10 protein-coding genes are annotated in these 12820 nt (G+C 72.4%); 3 read left to right on the forward strand and 7 right to left on the reverse strand.

The annotated features are described in order from the left end of the window. Positions 1-24: 24 nt before the first annotated feature. The 4 genes from AB0J46_RS15265 to mraZ all read right to left on the reverse strand — a co-directional run bounded on the left by AB0J46_RS15265 (position 25) and on the right by mraZ (position 4886). Positions 25-2793, reverse strand: a complete 2769-nt coding sequence (locus AB0J46_RS15265) for a penicillin-binding transpeptidase domain-containing protein (RefSeq protein WP_364331432.1) — start codon at positions 2791-2793, stop codon at positions 25-27. After that, on the reverse strand, positions 2790-3281 hold the full coding sequence (locus AB0J46_RS15270) for a hypothetical protein (RefSeq protein ID WP_364331435.1): 492 nt from the start codon (positions 3279-3281) through the stop codon (positions 2790-2792). Before AB0J46_RS15270 ends, AB0J46_RS15265 begins: the two co-directional genes overlap by 4 nt. Beyond that, positions 3271-4236, reverse strand: a complete 966-nt coding sequence (rsmH, locus tag AB0J46_RS15275; RefSeq protein WP_364331437.1) for a 16S rRNA (cytosine(1402)-N(4))-methyltransferase RsmH — start codon at positions 4234-4236, stop codon at positions 3271-3273. Before rsmH ends, AB0J46_RS15270 begins: the two co-directional genes overlap by 11 nt. Positions 4237-4454: 218 nt before the next feature. Next, positions 4455-4886, reverse strand: a complete 432-nt coding sequence (gene mraZ, locus AB0J46_RS15280) for a division/cell wall cluster transcriptional repressor MraZ (RefSeq protein WP_352326976.1) — start codon at positions 4884-4886, stop codon at positions 4455-4457. Positions 4887-5352: 466 nt separating this feature from the next. On the opposite strand from mraZ, the gene AB0J46_RS15285 reads away from it, so the two are divergent. Genes AB0J46_RS15285 through AB0J46_RS15295 form a run of 3 tightly spaced genes read left to right on the forward strand, consistent with a single transcriptional unit; the run spans position 5353 to position 10012 of the window. After that, the gene (locus AB0J46_RS15285; protein ID WP_352326975.1) at positions 5353-6330 is read left to right on the forward strand and encodes a MoxR family ATPase; all 978 of its coding nucleotides are present in this window, start codon (positions 5353-5355) and stop codon (positions 6328-6330) included. Continuing rightward, on the forward strand, positions 6327-7589 hold the full coding sequence (locus AB0J46_RS15290; protein ID WP_364331440.1) for a DUF58 domain-containing protein: 1263 nt from the start codon (positions 6327-6329) through the stop codon (positions 7587-7589). The genes AB0J46_RS15285 and AB0J46_RS15290 overlap by 4 nt, the downstream gene beginning before the upstream one ends. Continuing rightward, on the forward strand, positions 7586-10012 hold the full coding sequence (locus tag AB0J46_RS15295; RefSeq protein ID WP_364331443.1) for a DUF3488 and transglutaminase-like domain-containing protein: 2427 nt from the start codon (positions 7586-7588) through the stop codon (positions 10010-10012). Before AB0J46_RS15290 ends, AB0J46_RS15295 begins: the two co-directional genes overlap by 4 nt. Positions 10013-10105: 93 nt before the next feature. On the opposite strand, the gene AB0J46_RS15300 is transcribed toward AB0J46_RS15295, so the two are convergent. The 3 genes from AB0J46_RS15300 to AB0J46_RS15310 all read right to left on the reverse strand — a co-directional run bounded on the left by AB0J46_RS15300 (position 10106) and on the right by AB0J46_RS15310 (position 12771). Then, positions 10106-10501, reverse strand: coding sequence for a DUF3040 domain-containing protein (locus AB0J46_RS15300; protein ID WP_364331446.1), 396 nt, complete (start codon positions 10499-10501; stop codon positions 10106-10108). 240 nt (positions 10502-10741) lie between these two features. Then, a complete protein-coding gene (dinB, locus tag AB0J46_RS15305; RefSeq protein ID WP_364331449.1) occupies positions 10742-11983 on the reverse strand; it encodes a DNA polymerase IV in 1242 nt (413 codons plus the stop codon). A gap of 32 nt (positions 11984-12015) precedes the next feature. Next, positions 12016-12771 carry a methyltransferase domain-containing protein gene (locus tag AB0J46_RS15310; protein WP_364331452.1) on the reverse strand — a complete coding sequence of 252 codons (756 nt, stop codon included), beginning with the start codon at positions 12769-12771 and terminating at the stop codon, positions 12016-12018. Positions 12772-12820 lie beyond the last annotated feature (49 nt).

The raw sequence follows: 12820 nt of genomic DNA on the forward strand, positions 1-12820 counted from the left end.
ACGGCGAGAGCGTACCTTCCCTGCTCACTGTCCCGCGCGCGTACGCACCGGCGGCGCGTCCGAGCCTGTGGGAGGAATCTTCCTGCTCTTGATGGCGAACGTCATCACATCCTTGAACACGGGGGCCGCGAGCTGGCCGCCGAAATGGCCGTTCTTGGGGTTCTGGAGCACCGAGAGCACCACCAGCCGGGGCGCGTCCGCGGGCGCGAACCCGGCGAAGGAGGCCGTGTAACCGTCGTAGCGGCCCAGCTCGGCGTCGTAGCGGTCGGCGGTGCCGGTCTTGCCCGCCACCCGGTAGCCGGGGATGGCGGCCAGCGCGCCGGTGCCCTCGGCGCTCACCGCGGTCTCCAGCATCGTCGTGATCTCCTTGGCCGTCGTCTCGCTCACCACTCTGGTCTGCCTGCCCGCGGGAGCCGGGACGAACCTGCCGGACGCGTCGGTGGTGCCCGCCACGATCTGCGGATCGACGCGGACGCCGCCGTTGGCGATGGTCTGGTAGACGCTGGCGGTCTGCAGGGCGGTCACCGACACGCCCTGGCCGTAGGCGACCGTGCAGCTCTGGCTGCCCGACCAGTTCTTGTAGTTGGGCAGCAGGCCCGCCTCGGCGTTGGGCACGCCGCCCGCCGGGGTGGTGCCGAACCCGAACGCCCTGAGCATCGCGTACAGGCGCTCGCTGCCGACCTTGCGGGCGGCCATGATCGTGGCGACGTTGCTGGACTGCGCCATGGCCTGCCGGAAGGTCATCGCCTCGGGCTTGTGGGCGTGGGCGTCGCGCAGCACCCGGTCGGCGCACCTGATGTTGTCGGGCACCTGGAACACCGTGTCGGGGGTGACCTCCTTGGCCTCCAGCGCGGCGGCGGCGGTGATCACCTTGTTGGTGCTGCCGGGCTCGAACACGTCCGCGGCGGCCTTGTTGACGTAGGAGGACGCGGGGGCCTTGCGCCAGTTGCCCAGGTCGAGCTCGGGCGCGTTGGCCATGGCGATGATCTGGGCGGTCTTCACGTCCATGACGATGACCGCGCCGCTGCTCGCGCCCGACTCGCGCACCTGATCGGCGACCGCCTTCTGGGCGGCCCACTGGATGTCGCGGTCGATGGTGAGCCGCACGTCCTGGCCGTTGACGGGCGCGGTGCGCTCGCTGCTGGTCATGGGGATGCGCAGGCCGTCGCGGCCGGTCTCGACGCGCTGCTTGCCGTCGCGGCCGGCCAGGATCGTGTTCTTGGCCTGTTCCATGCCGCCCAGGCCGTTGCCCTCGTCGCCGACGAAGCCGATGAGGCTGCCGGCCAGGTCGCCGGCCAGGTAGTCGCGGCGGTAGGTCTTCTTCGTGCTGAGGGCGGGCACGCGGGCCTGGAGCAGGCGGGTGGCCACGACCGGGTCGACGTCCCGGGCCAGGAGCTGGTAGCGGCTGCCGGTCCTGGACAGCTTGGCGGTCATCTCCTCCACGGTCTTGCCGAGCTGCCTGGCCAGGATCGCGGCGACGTTGGCGCGGACGTCCGCGGGGACCTTGGAGGGGTCGATGGACACCTCGCGGGCCTCCGACGTACGGGCCAGCGCGTTGCCGTTGACGTCGGTGATCGTGCCGCGCTTGGCGGGGATCTCCTCGACGTGCTGGCGCTGGCCGACGGCGGCGGCCTCGTAGACCTTGGAGTCGAGGCCCTGCATCTGGATCAGCCGGCCGGCGAAGATCGACAGGATGAACGTCATGCCGATCAGGCCGATGTTGATGCGCCGGCGCGGGCTGCCCAGGCGCAGCACCAGCGGGGGCCGCGGCGGGGTGGGCGGCGGGCGGCGCGGGCCCCTGGGGGGCGGCACGTCCGCGCCGCGGCGCAGCATGCCGCGCTCACGCCCGCGCGCCTGGTCCAGCCCGGAGGCGCGCGCCTGGCCGGACGCCGGACCGCGCGCCTGACCGGCCCTGGGACCGCGGGTCTGGTCGGGCCTGCCGCCGCGCCCCTGGTCGGGCCGGGAGCTCCGGCTCTGGCCCGGCCCCGAGCCGGGCCGCGCCGCCTCGGATCGCGAGCCACGTCCTTGGTCGGATCCTGAGCCGCGCGCCGGGTCGGACCGCGAGCCGCGTCCTTGGTCGGATCGCGAGCCGCGCGCCGGGTCGGGCCGGGAGCCGCGCCCCTGGTCGGATCTTGAGCCGCGGGCCTGGTCGGGGGCGGGGCCGTCGCCGCGACGGCGCGCCCCCTCCTGCGGCGCCCTGTCCCTGGCGCCGTCGCCGCGCCCCTGGGACGCGCGCCCGCGCGCCCGGTCGCTCTCGTCCCGTCCCTGGGCGGCACGGCCACGCGGACGGTCGTCGCCGTCGCGGCTCTGCGGGGTGCGCCCGCGCGGGCGGTCGTCGTCGTCGCGCCCCTGGGAGGCGGCGCGGTTGCGGGAATCGTCGCGGGAGTCGTCGCGCGGACGGCGGCGTGGGCCGTCGCCCGGGTCGCGGCGCGAGCGGGTGCCCTCCTCGTCGTCGCGGGGCCGGGCGCGGTCGCCGTCGTCGCGGCGCTGCCGGCCGCGGGAGCCGCCCGCGGAGTCGCGGCGGGCGCTGCCGCGCGCGTCGTCGTCGGGGTCGTGGGGCCGGCGGCCCCTCAGGTCGTCGTCGAACGGCAGGTCGAACGGGTCGGGGGGACGCTTGCGCGGCGAGTCGTCCGGCGCCCCCGGGCGGCCCGCCCCGTCAGAACGGGCAGATCCCCCTCGCCCTGCCCGCCCAGGACCGCCCGGCGTACGACGAGCGGCGCCGGGCCCTCCAGGAGAGCCGGCGCCGCCAGCGCCGCGGCCGGGACCCTGTCCCCTGCCGCCTGAATCCCTCACCGCTCCGGGACCGCCTGGTCACTCGGCTCGCCCTTGTCCCATGTCCGCAGGTTCTTGTCCGGGTGGTAGCCCTGTGCCTCGGCGCGGCCCGCGATGTCCTGGGGCTGCATCTTGCGCTCGTACTCCAGCCGGAGCGCTTCCGCCTCCTGCTGGGCAACCGCGATCTCCTCGCGCAGCTTGGCGTCGGTGATGGCGTCGCGGTTGAGCATGATGTTGAGCAGCAGCAGGCTCACCAGCCCACCGCACATCAACCCGACGACGAGCAGCACGAACGGCGCCCGCTGCCGCTTGGTCGAGGGCCGCCGCGCGGCGGGACGGCGCGCGGGCGCGGCGCTCTCGCCGGGACGCGCGGCCGCCGGCCGCCGGTCGCCGGTGTCAGGACGGGGCCGCGGCTTGGTCTGGTGCGAGACGCCCGGCCTGCGCGTGCCCGGCTTGGGCATGGCGCGGCGGACGGGCGCGACCCGGCCGGTCTCCTGCTCAATCGTCAACGCGGATCCTCTCTGCCGCCCGTAGCCGGGCCGAGGCCGCCCGCGGGTTGCGGGCGAGCTCTTCATCGCTGGGGAGCTCGGCTCCCCTCGTCAGCAGGCGGAACCTCGGCTGGTGTGCCGGTAGCGGGACGGGCAGCCCTGGCGGGCTGGTGTCCTTGGTTCGCGCCGTGAGGGCCTGCTTGGTGAGCCGGTCCTCAAGGGAGTGGTAGGAGAGCACGACGACCCGCCCACCCAGCGCCAGCGCGTCGAGCGCCGCGGGCAGCGCCGCCTCCAGGGCGGACAGCTCCGCGTTGACCTCGATGCGCAGCGCCTGGAAAGTCCTCTTGGCGGGGTTGCCGCCGGTGCGCCTGGTCGCCGCGGGGATCGCGTCGCGCACGATGTCGGCGAGTCTCTTGGTGGAGGTGATGGGCTCCTTGGCGCGTTCCTTGACGATAAGCCCCGCGACCCTCGGCGCGAAACGTTCCTCGCCGTAGTCGCGCAGGATTCGTGCCAGGTCGGCGGCCGGATAGGTGTTGACCACCCGCTCGGCCGTCAGCTCCTGCTCGGTGTCCATGCGCATGTCGAGCGGGGCATCGTAGGAGTAGGCGAAGCCGCGTTCGGCCTCGTCGAGCTGCGGCGAGGAGACGCCGAGGTCGAACAGCACGCCGTGGACCGTGGGATGCCCGGCCTCGGCGACGATCTGGGCCAGGTCGCCCGAGGAGGCGTGGACCAGGGTGGTGCGGCCGGCGTAGGGGGCGAGCCTGCGGGTGGAGAAGTCGATCGCGAACGGGTCGCGGTCGATCCCGATCAGGTGCAGGGACGGGAACGCGGCGAGCAGGGCCTCGGAGTGGCCGCCGAGCCCGAGATTGGCGTCGACGACGACCGGCTCCGGCCCCGACAGCGCCGGGCCCAGCAGCTCCAGTACGCGCTCGAGCATCACCGGAACGTGACCGCCCGTGCCTACGTTGTCGTCCATCTCCAACCCCCCTCTCGCGTCCTGCTCGCGGATGACGCGTATCGGTCAATCGTCAGTCATTCCTGGGTCCCCACCCGGCGCCGTCCGGCCAGGTCCCCATCCGCACCCTCTTCGTGGACGCCCGCCCTCTGACACCGGGGAAGGTGCATCAGTTGGCAGGCAGTGGTTGCGGGTGGAGACCTCGCCGAACGACATCACCGACGGATCGACCGTGGTCACTACAAGATCCCTGGCAGCACCTCCTCCGACAGATCGGCGAACGCCTGCTCCTGCGCGTTGAGATAGGTGTCCCAAGCCTGCGAGTCCCAGATCTCCAACCGGGTGTTGGCCCCGATGACGACGCAGTCACGCTCCAGGCCGGCGTATTGACGCAGGCTCTGCGGGATCGTGACGCGTCCCTGCTTGTCTGGTTTCTCGTCGGACGCGCTTGCGAAGAAGACGCGGCTGTAGTCACGCACCGCCTTGGCGGTGACCGGGGCGGTGCTGAGAGCCTCGGTTATGCGCTGGAACTCCTCTACTGGAAAGACGTAGAGGCATCGCTCCTGGCCTTTGGTGATCACAAGACCCTCCGCCAGCTCCTCACGGTACTTAGCCGGCAGGAACAGCCGTCCCTTGTCGTCAAGACGCGGTTGATGGGTGCCGAGGAACATCGGCGCCACCTCCCGTGCCTCAGCGAAGCGCTCAGCGCTGGTGCACCGGGCCCTCCACTGCGCACCACCATACTCCACTTCTCCCCACCGTCAACTGATTCGAACCGTCTTCATCATCAGTTTCCGTTGCGTTACCGCAGGTCAGAGCGGTGGAGCGAGGGTGGGGGGCGCCGGGGGGCGGGCCAACCCTCATGGGCGTGTCGAGGGTTGGAAAGACCGGCGGTATAGGGGCTCGCGGTGGGCGCGAAGGCGGGGGTGGAGGAAAGTGGGGCGGCCAAGGGGGTCAGTGTCACGGGATTCGCACTGCTATGCGACAAGAACAGGAACATCAGCGGGGTTCCCTGGAATATCCACAAATGTCGCTCAAGAACCCGCAGCGTCGTAGGGTCGTACAGACAATGGAAAAGGAATGGCATGGCTCCCGTAATGGCACCGTGCGGGACAGCCGTCGCACTATGGAGGCCTGGTGGCACTAACCCATGACGTCCCTCCCCAGCTTGACGAGCTGGTCTCCACCGCCCACCGAATTCGGCAGGCCATCGAGTCGGTGATCGAGGGAAAGAGCGACGCCGTCCGTCTCACGCTGACCGTCCTGCTCGCCGAGGGCCACCTTTTGATCGAGGACGTGCCGGGGGTCGGCAAGACGATGCTCGCCAAGGCTCTGGCGCGGTCCATCGACTGCCCGGTGCGCCGCGTGCAGTTCACGCCCGACCTGTTGCCCAGTGACATCACCGGGGTCAGCGCCTACAACCAGCAGACGCGTGAGTTCGAGTTCAAGCCCGGGCCGGTGTTCGCCAACATCGTCGTGGGCGACGAGATCAACCGCGCCTCCCCCAAGACGCAGTCGGCGTTGCTGGAGTGCATGGAGGAGCACCAGGTCACCGTGGACGGCGTGACGTACCCCCTGGACGCCCCCTTCATGGTGATCGCCACCCAGAACCCCATCGAGATGGAGGGCACCTATCCCCTCCCCGAGGCCCAGCGCGACCGCTTCACCGCCCGGGTCGCCATGGGCTACCCGGAGCCGACCGCCGAGCTGGAGATGCTCGACGTGCACGGCAGCACCTCGCCGCTGGACAAGCTGGAGCCGGTCGCCACGACCGCCGAGGTGCGCGCCCTGATCGAGGCCGTGCGCGGCGTGTACGTCTCGCAGCCGGTCAAGAAGTACGCCATCGACCTCGTCGTGGCCACCCGGCACTCCCCCGACCTGCGGCTGGGCGCCTCCCCCCGGTCCACGCTGCAGCTCGTCCGCGCGGCCAGGGCGCACGCGGCGCTGGCCGGACGCGACTACGTCATCCCCGACGACCTGCAGGACCTGGCCGTGCCCGTGCTGGCGCACCGGCTGCTGCCCAGCGTCGAGGCCCAGGGCCAGCGCCGTCTGCCCGAGCAGGTGGTGACCGACCTCGTCAGGCGTGTGCCGGTGCCGGAGACGCGAGCGTCGTGAGGGCCGGACTGCGGGCGCTGACCTCCCGCGGCAGGTCGTTCCTGGCCTCGGGGATCGCGGCGCTGCTGATGGCGCTGATCCTCGGCGAGAACGACCTGTTCAGGATCGGCGTGCTGGTCACGGCGCTGCCGCTGCTGGCCGCGCTGGTGGTGGCACGTACCAGGTACCGGCTGAGCTGCGCGCGGAGGCTGGACCCGCCCAGGGCGGAGGTGGGCGGGGAGGCCACGGTGACGTTGCGCCTGGAGAACGTGACCAGGCTGCCGACCGGGCTGCTGCTGATCGAGGACACCGTGCCGTACGCGCTGGGCGTGCGGCCGCGGTTCGTGCTCGACCGGGTGGAGTCCAAGGGCGTGCGTGAGATCGACTACCGGGTCCGGTCCGACCTGCGCGGCAGGTACACGATCGGGCCGCTGTCGGTACGCATCGCCGACCCGTTCGGGCTGGTGGAGCTGACGCGGGCGTTCACGATCAGCGACACGCTCGTGGTGACGCCGCAGGTGGTGGCGTTGCCGCACGTACGGCTGTCGGGCGAGTGGACGGGCGGCGGCGACAGCCGCACCAGGAGCGTGGCCGCGGCCGGCGACGACGACGTGGCGCCGCGCGAGTACCGGCAGGGCGACGACCTGCGCCGGGTGCACTGGCGCTCGACCGCCCGGCACGGCGAGCTGATGGTGCGCCGCGAGGAGCAGCAGTGGCAGAGCCGCGGCGCGCTCCTGCTGGACACCCGCAGGCACGCCCACCGCGGCGAGGGCCCGCGCTCCTCCTTCGAGGTGGCGGTCTCGGCCGCGGCCTCGATCGGCGTGCACCTCGCCCACGAGGGTCTGGGCCTGCGGCTGGTGACCGACCAGGGCGCCGAGCACCTGACCGACCAGGGGCTCAGCTACTCGCTGCTGGACACGCTCGCCGTGGTGCGGCACAGCTCGGCCCGCTCGCTGGAGATGGGCGTCTCGGCCCTGCGCCAGGGCGGCGGCGACGGCCTGATCGTGGCCGTGCTCGGCGCGCTCGACCCCGAGGAGGCCAGGGAGCTGGCCAGGCTGCGGCACAGCGGCGTCACCGGTGTCGCGGTCCTGCTCGACGCCGGCACCTGGGAGGGCGCCGGCCGGGGCTCGCACGAGAACTTCGACGCCGTTCAGGGCGTCCTGGCCGGTTACGGCTGGCGGATCGTCCGCCTGCCCGCCGGCACCTCCATCGCCTCGGTCTGGCCGGACGCCGCCAACCGCGGCAGGTACGTGCTCAACCCCACAGGAGGTGCGGCATGAGGCTGACGGCCGCCTCGGGTGTGGCCGCGTTCACCGCGGCGATCCTGCTCTATCCGCTCTTCCAGGGCGGCGCCTGGTTCTGGACGTCGCTCGGCGCGGTGCTGGCCGTGATGGCCGCCGGGGTGATCGGCTCCCGCCTGTCGCTGCCCGCCTGGGCCGCGCCGCTCGCCGGGCTGGCCGCGTTATGGATCTTCCTGACCGTGGTCTTCGCCTCCGGCAAGGCGTGGGCGCTGGTGATCCCGACCAAGGAGTCGGTGTGGGAGCTGGGCCGGCTGCTCGGGGTCGGCTGGGCCGACATCCAGCGCTACGCCGCGCCCGTGCCGTCCACGGACGGCATCACGCTGCTGACCGCGGGCGGCGTGGGCGTCATCGCGATCGCCGTGGACCTGCTCGCCGCGCGGCTGCGGCGGGCGGCGCTGGCCGGGCTGCCGCTGCTGGCGCTGGCCACGGTCCCGGCGACGATCCTGGCCGAGCCGATCAGCTGGCCCGCCTTCATCATCGCCGCGCTCGGCTTCGTCAGCCTGCTGATCGCCGACGGGCGCGAGCGGGTGGGCCACTGGGGACGGGCGGTGCTCGTCCGCCGGACCAGGGCGGCGACCGGGCCGCGTCCGGACACCGGCGGGGCCAGGGCCGACACCAGCGGACTGCGGCTGTCGGGCAAGCGCATCGGGTTCGCCGCCATCGCGCTGGCCGTGCTCCTGCCCGCCGCGCTGCCGGTGATGGAGCCGGTCTCCTTCTTCCAGTTCGGCGTGGGCGGCCGGGGCGGCGGCAAGGGCAATTCGATCAGCATCGCGAGCCCGATCGCGAGCCTGCGGGGGCAGCTCGAACTGCCCGAGCGGCGCGTGGTGCTCACCTACAACAACAACGACAACAAGCCCAGGTACCTGCGGATCTACGCGCTGGACACCTTCGACGGCCAGCAGTTCGGCATGACCGAGCCGAAGGGCTCGCCGGACAACAGGACGGAGAACGGCCCGCTGCCGCCGCCTCCGGGGCTGAGCGCGAGCACGAAGGTCAGCAACGTCGTCACCAGGATCCGGATGAGCGACGAGATCGAGCGGCTGCAGTTCCTGCCGCTGCCGTACCCGCCGCGGCAGATCCGGGTGGACGGCGACTGGCGCGCCGACGTGGGCACGCTGATGGTCTTCTCCATCCCCGACGAGGCGGCCGGCCTGGAGTACGAGGTCGCCACCAGCGAGCCGGCCGCCACGCCGGAGCTGCTGGAGTCGCTGGAGGGCGTCCAGCCGAGCGTGGACCGGCGTTACCTGAAGCTGCCGGACAACCTGCCGCCGGAGATCGTCCGGCTGGCGCGTTCGCTGACGGCGCAGACCAACTCCAACTACGAGGCGGCGGTCAAGCTCCAGCAGTTCTTCACCAAGGATGGCGACTTCCGCTACGACCTGCGGACGCAGGGCCACGGCAACTCCGCGCTGCGGGACTTCCTGCTGCGCGACCGCACGGGCTACTGCGAGCAGTTCGCGGCCTCGATGGCGGTGCTGGCCAGGATCGTCGGCATCCCGTCGCGGGTGGCGATCGGCTACACCGGCGGCACGAAGGCCGGCGACAACTGGACGGTCACGACCGGCGACTCGCACTCCTGGCCCGAGCTGTACTTCGAGGGCGTGGGCTGGCTGCCGTTCGAGCCGACGCCGTCCGGGTCGCTGGGGCAGGGCAGCGCGCGGGTGCCGGACTACACGGTCCCGCCGGCGCCTTCGACGTCCCCGTCCACCTCGCCGAGCAGCGGCGCGACCGAGTCCGGCGCCGACGACCCGATCAACCCCTCCACCCGGCGCAACCCGCGCGAGCTCGACCGTGAGGGCCTGATCGCCACGGGCGGCCTGCCGCCGGACGACTCGATGCCGCTGATCGGCAAGATCGGCATCGGCGCGGGCGCGTTGCTGCTGCTCCTGCTGGTCCCGGCGGCGCTGCGGCTGCTCACCAGGAACCGGCGGGTGCGCGCACTGGGCTGGAAGGTCTCGCAACCGGCCGACGACCTGACGGCCAGGATCGCGACCGCCCACCACCCGTCGATCGCGGCCGTCTGGGCCGAGCTGGACGACGTGCTGTGCGACTACGGCATGACCCGCGGCGCCAGCGAGACCCCGCGGGCCCTGGCCCGGCGGCTGAGCCGGCAGTACGAGTTCGACGCCGAGTCGGCGGCCGCCATGACGGCCATCGCGACGACGGTCGAGCGGGTGCTGTTCGCCAGGGACCCGGGCACGATCGGGCCCATGAGAAAGGACCTGCGCAAGGTGCGGCAGGCCCTGGCGGCGACGGTGTCGCGGGGACGGCGGATGCGGGCGGTGCTGCTGCCGCCCTCGACGCTGCGGCGGCTGCGGGCGCTGGGCGAGCGCCTGCTGGACGGCTTCGACCTGCTGGAGAACATCAGGCTGCGGCGGACGGCGGCCCACAAGGGCGCCTGAGCCGCCTGCCCAGGACCGAGCGTGCGGTCGCTCCCCGGAGGGGGAACGGCCGCACGTTCGCGTAGGGCGGAAGATCCGGGACCGGCGAGGAGGTCAGCGCTCGTCGTGACGACGGCGCCAGCGCTCCTCCATGCGCTCCATGAAGGTGCCCCGGTTGGCGCGCCGGGGCTGCCTGCCCGTAGCGCCCGCGCCCGGGGCCGGCGGCGAGTCGCCGAACCCGTTCATGCGCTTCCAGCTGGACAGACCCCACAGACACGCGGCGAGCATGACCACGAAACCGCCGACGCCGAGCGGGATCTGACTCATGACCACGCCGACCATCATGATCACGACGCCGAGCGCAAAGCCGATGGAGGCTTTGATCAGGCGACGCTTGTAATGGCTGCGCGGGTCACTGATCCTTACGGTGTTGGCCCACTTCGGGTCCTCGGCGTAGAGGGCCTGCTCGATCTGGTCGAGCAAGCGCTGCTCGTGCTCAGAGAGCGGCACGGCGCCTCCCAAGGACAGCCCCAGGACGGGGAAGACGGCAACGGACGACACGGGGTGTCCGAACCTCGCGGTCGGTTATCCCCAGAATACGAGGCTGTAGACGTAGGCGAAAGCAAACGTCCAACGCAGACCAAACCGGAGGTGACGTCATGGCTCCATTGTGGACCATCTCGCACCCCTTCCCCCAAAATCGCGACATCCTTCTCCTACCCGACTGGCCGATCAAGTAGGACATGGGCGTCATGTCTCTATTTCATCAAGCTTGCCACGTACCAGCGACGCTGGGAGCACCGCATCGGGGCCAAATCTCCGGATCGCCTTGTCCATCGCCTGTTCGGCCTCGCGCCAGCCGGTCTCGCGCTCGCCCAGACCGAGCTGATGGGTGGCCTCGCCGGCCGGGCGCAGGTTCTCCATCCGGACCCCGACCAGGCGCAGGCGCACCCGCTGGAGACCGGCGGCCTGGAACAGCTCGCAGGCGGTGGCGTAGATCACCTGGGCCACGTCGGTCGGCTCCCGCAGGGTGCGCGACCTGGTGATCGTGGTGAAATCGGCCCGGCGCAGCTTCACACTTACAGTTCTGCCCACGTGTCCGCCCTTACGCATCCGGGCCGCCACGCGCTCGGCCAGGCGCAGCAGCTCGCGCCGGATCACCTCGGGGTCGTCGACGTCGGCCGCGAAGGTCTCCTCGTTGCCGATGCTCTTGTCGGGCACGTGCGCGGTCACCGGACGCTCGTCGCGCCCCCAGGCCAGCGTCGCCAGGTGGCCGCCGACGGCCTGCCCGAGCTCGCGCTGGAGCGTGCCCAGCGGCACCCTGGCCAGGTCGCCGACGGTGCGGATGCCGAGCCGGACGAGGGACTGCTCGGTGCGCTCCCCCACGCCCCACAACGCCGCGACCGGCAGCGGGTGGAGGAAGTCGACCACCTGCCCTTCGGGCACCACCAGCAGGCCGTCGGGCTTGCACTGCTTGGAGGCCAGCTTTGCGACGAATTTGCTGGAGGCCACCCCCACCGAGCAGGTGATGCCGTAGCGGTCGAGGACCTGCTCCCTGATCATGGCGGCGATCGCCGCGGGCGGGCCGAGCCGCCGCCGGGCGCCGCCGACGTCGAGGAACGCCTCGTCGGAGGCGATCGGCTCGACCAGCGGGGTGATCGAGTGGAAGATCTCCATGACGCCCCGGGAGACCTCGGAGTACTTGCCGTGGCTGGGCGGGATGATCGTGGCCTGCGGGCACAACCGGCGCGCCCTGCTCATCGGCATCGCCGAGTGGACGCCGAACGCCCTGGCCTCGTAGGTGGCGCTGAGCACGACGCCGCGCCCGGCCGGCGAGCCGACGATCACCGGGCGGCCCCGCAGCTCCGGCCGTTCCAGCAGCTCGACGCTGGCGAAGAAGGCGTCCATGTCGACGTGGAGAATCGGGCAGCCGCTGTCATCGACCCCGGTCCGCGGCGCGGGGCCGATGCCTGTGATCTGCTTGCGGGACACGCCTGCGAGTCTATCCGAACAGACGTTCCAGACTAGGGGCGGTGGCCGAGGACGTGCACCTGGGTGGCGACGTCCCGCAGCACGGGGTGGACGGCGGCGGCCTGCTCCAGCGCCACGAGCGCGTCGGCCGCGCCGGGCTCGCCGTCGACGAGCCGGCTGGGCACCAGGTCGGCGAAGACCCGCACGCCGTGGACCGCGCCGACGGTGAAGCCCGTGGCGGTCAGCAGCTGCGCCAGGGTCTCGGCGGTGAAACGCCGCGGCGTGGGGTCGCGGTCGCCCCACGTGCCGCGCGGGTCGGCCAGCACGGCCCTGGCCTCGTCGAACTGCCCGGCCAGCGCCCGGTGGATCGCGCTGGCCACGGGGTTGGCGGCCAGCACGCTGACGGCGCCACCCGGGCGCAGCAGCCCGGCGACGGCGGCCAGCGCGCCGGTGGGGTCGTCGACGTACTCCAGGACGCTGTGGCACAGGACCAGGTCGGCGCTGTCGCGGTCGAGCAGGTCGCCGAGGTCGGCGGTGTCGCCCTGCAGGCCGCGCACGCCCACGCCCTTCTCCTTGGCCCGGCGCTCCAGCGCGGCCAGCGAGTCGGGGCTGGGGTCGACGACGGTGACGGTGTGGCCGAGCTCGGCCAGCGGCACGGCGAACCCGCCGGTGCCCCCGCCGGCGTCGACGATGTCGAGCGTGGCCCGGCCGACGGCCTCGGCACGCTCGGCCAGCACCGACCGCAACGCGCCCCACACGACGGCGGTGCGCACCGCCGGGGTCTTCGTGGTGACGCCTTCTGCTCGCAACGTCGGCTCGCCTCTCTCTCCTCCGCGGGCGGCCCTCGCCCTGTGCGGA

This window comes from Nonomuraea sp. NPDC049758 (assembly GCF_040674635.1).
In the GTDB taxonomy this organism is placed as follows: domain Bacteria; phylum Actinomycetota; class Actinomycetes; order Streptosporangiales; family Streptosporangiaceae; genus Nonomuraea.

Bases quoted from the DNA above. Each gene is read 5' to 3' on its own strand.
- rsmH (WP_364331437.1), bottom strand. From the start codon at position 4,236: ATGGACGACAACGTAGGCACGGGCGGTCACGTTCCGGTGATGCTCGAG.
- mraZ (WP_352326976.1), bottom strand. From the start codon at position 4,886: ATGTTCCTCGGCACCCATCAACCGCGTCTTGACGACAAGGGACGGCTG.
- AB0J46_RS15295 (WP_364331443.1), top strand. From the start codon at position 7,586: ATGAGGCTGACGGCCGCCTCGGGTGTGGCCGCGTTCACCGCGGCGATC.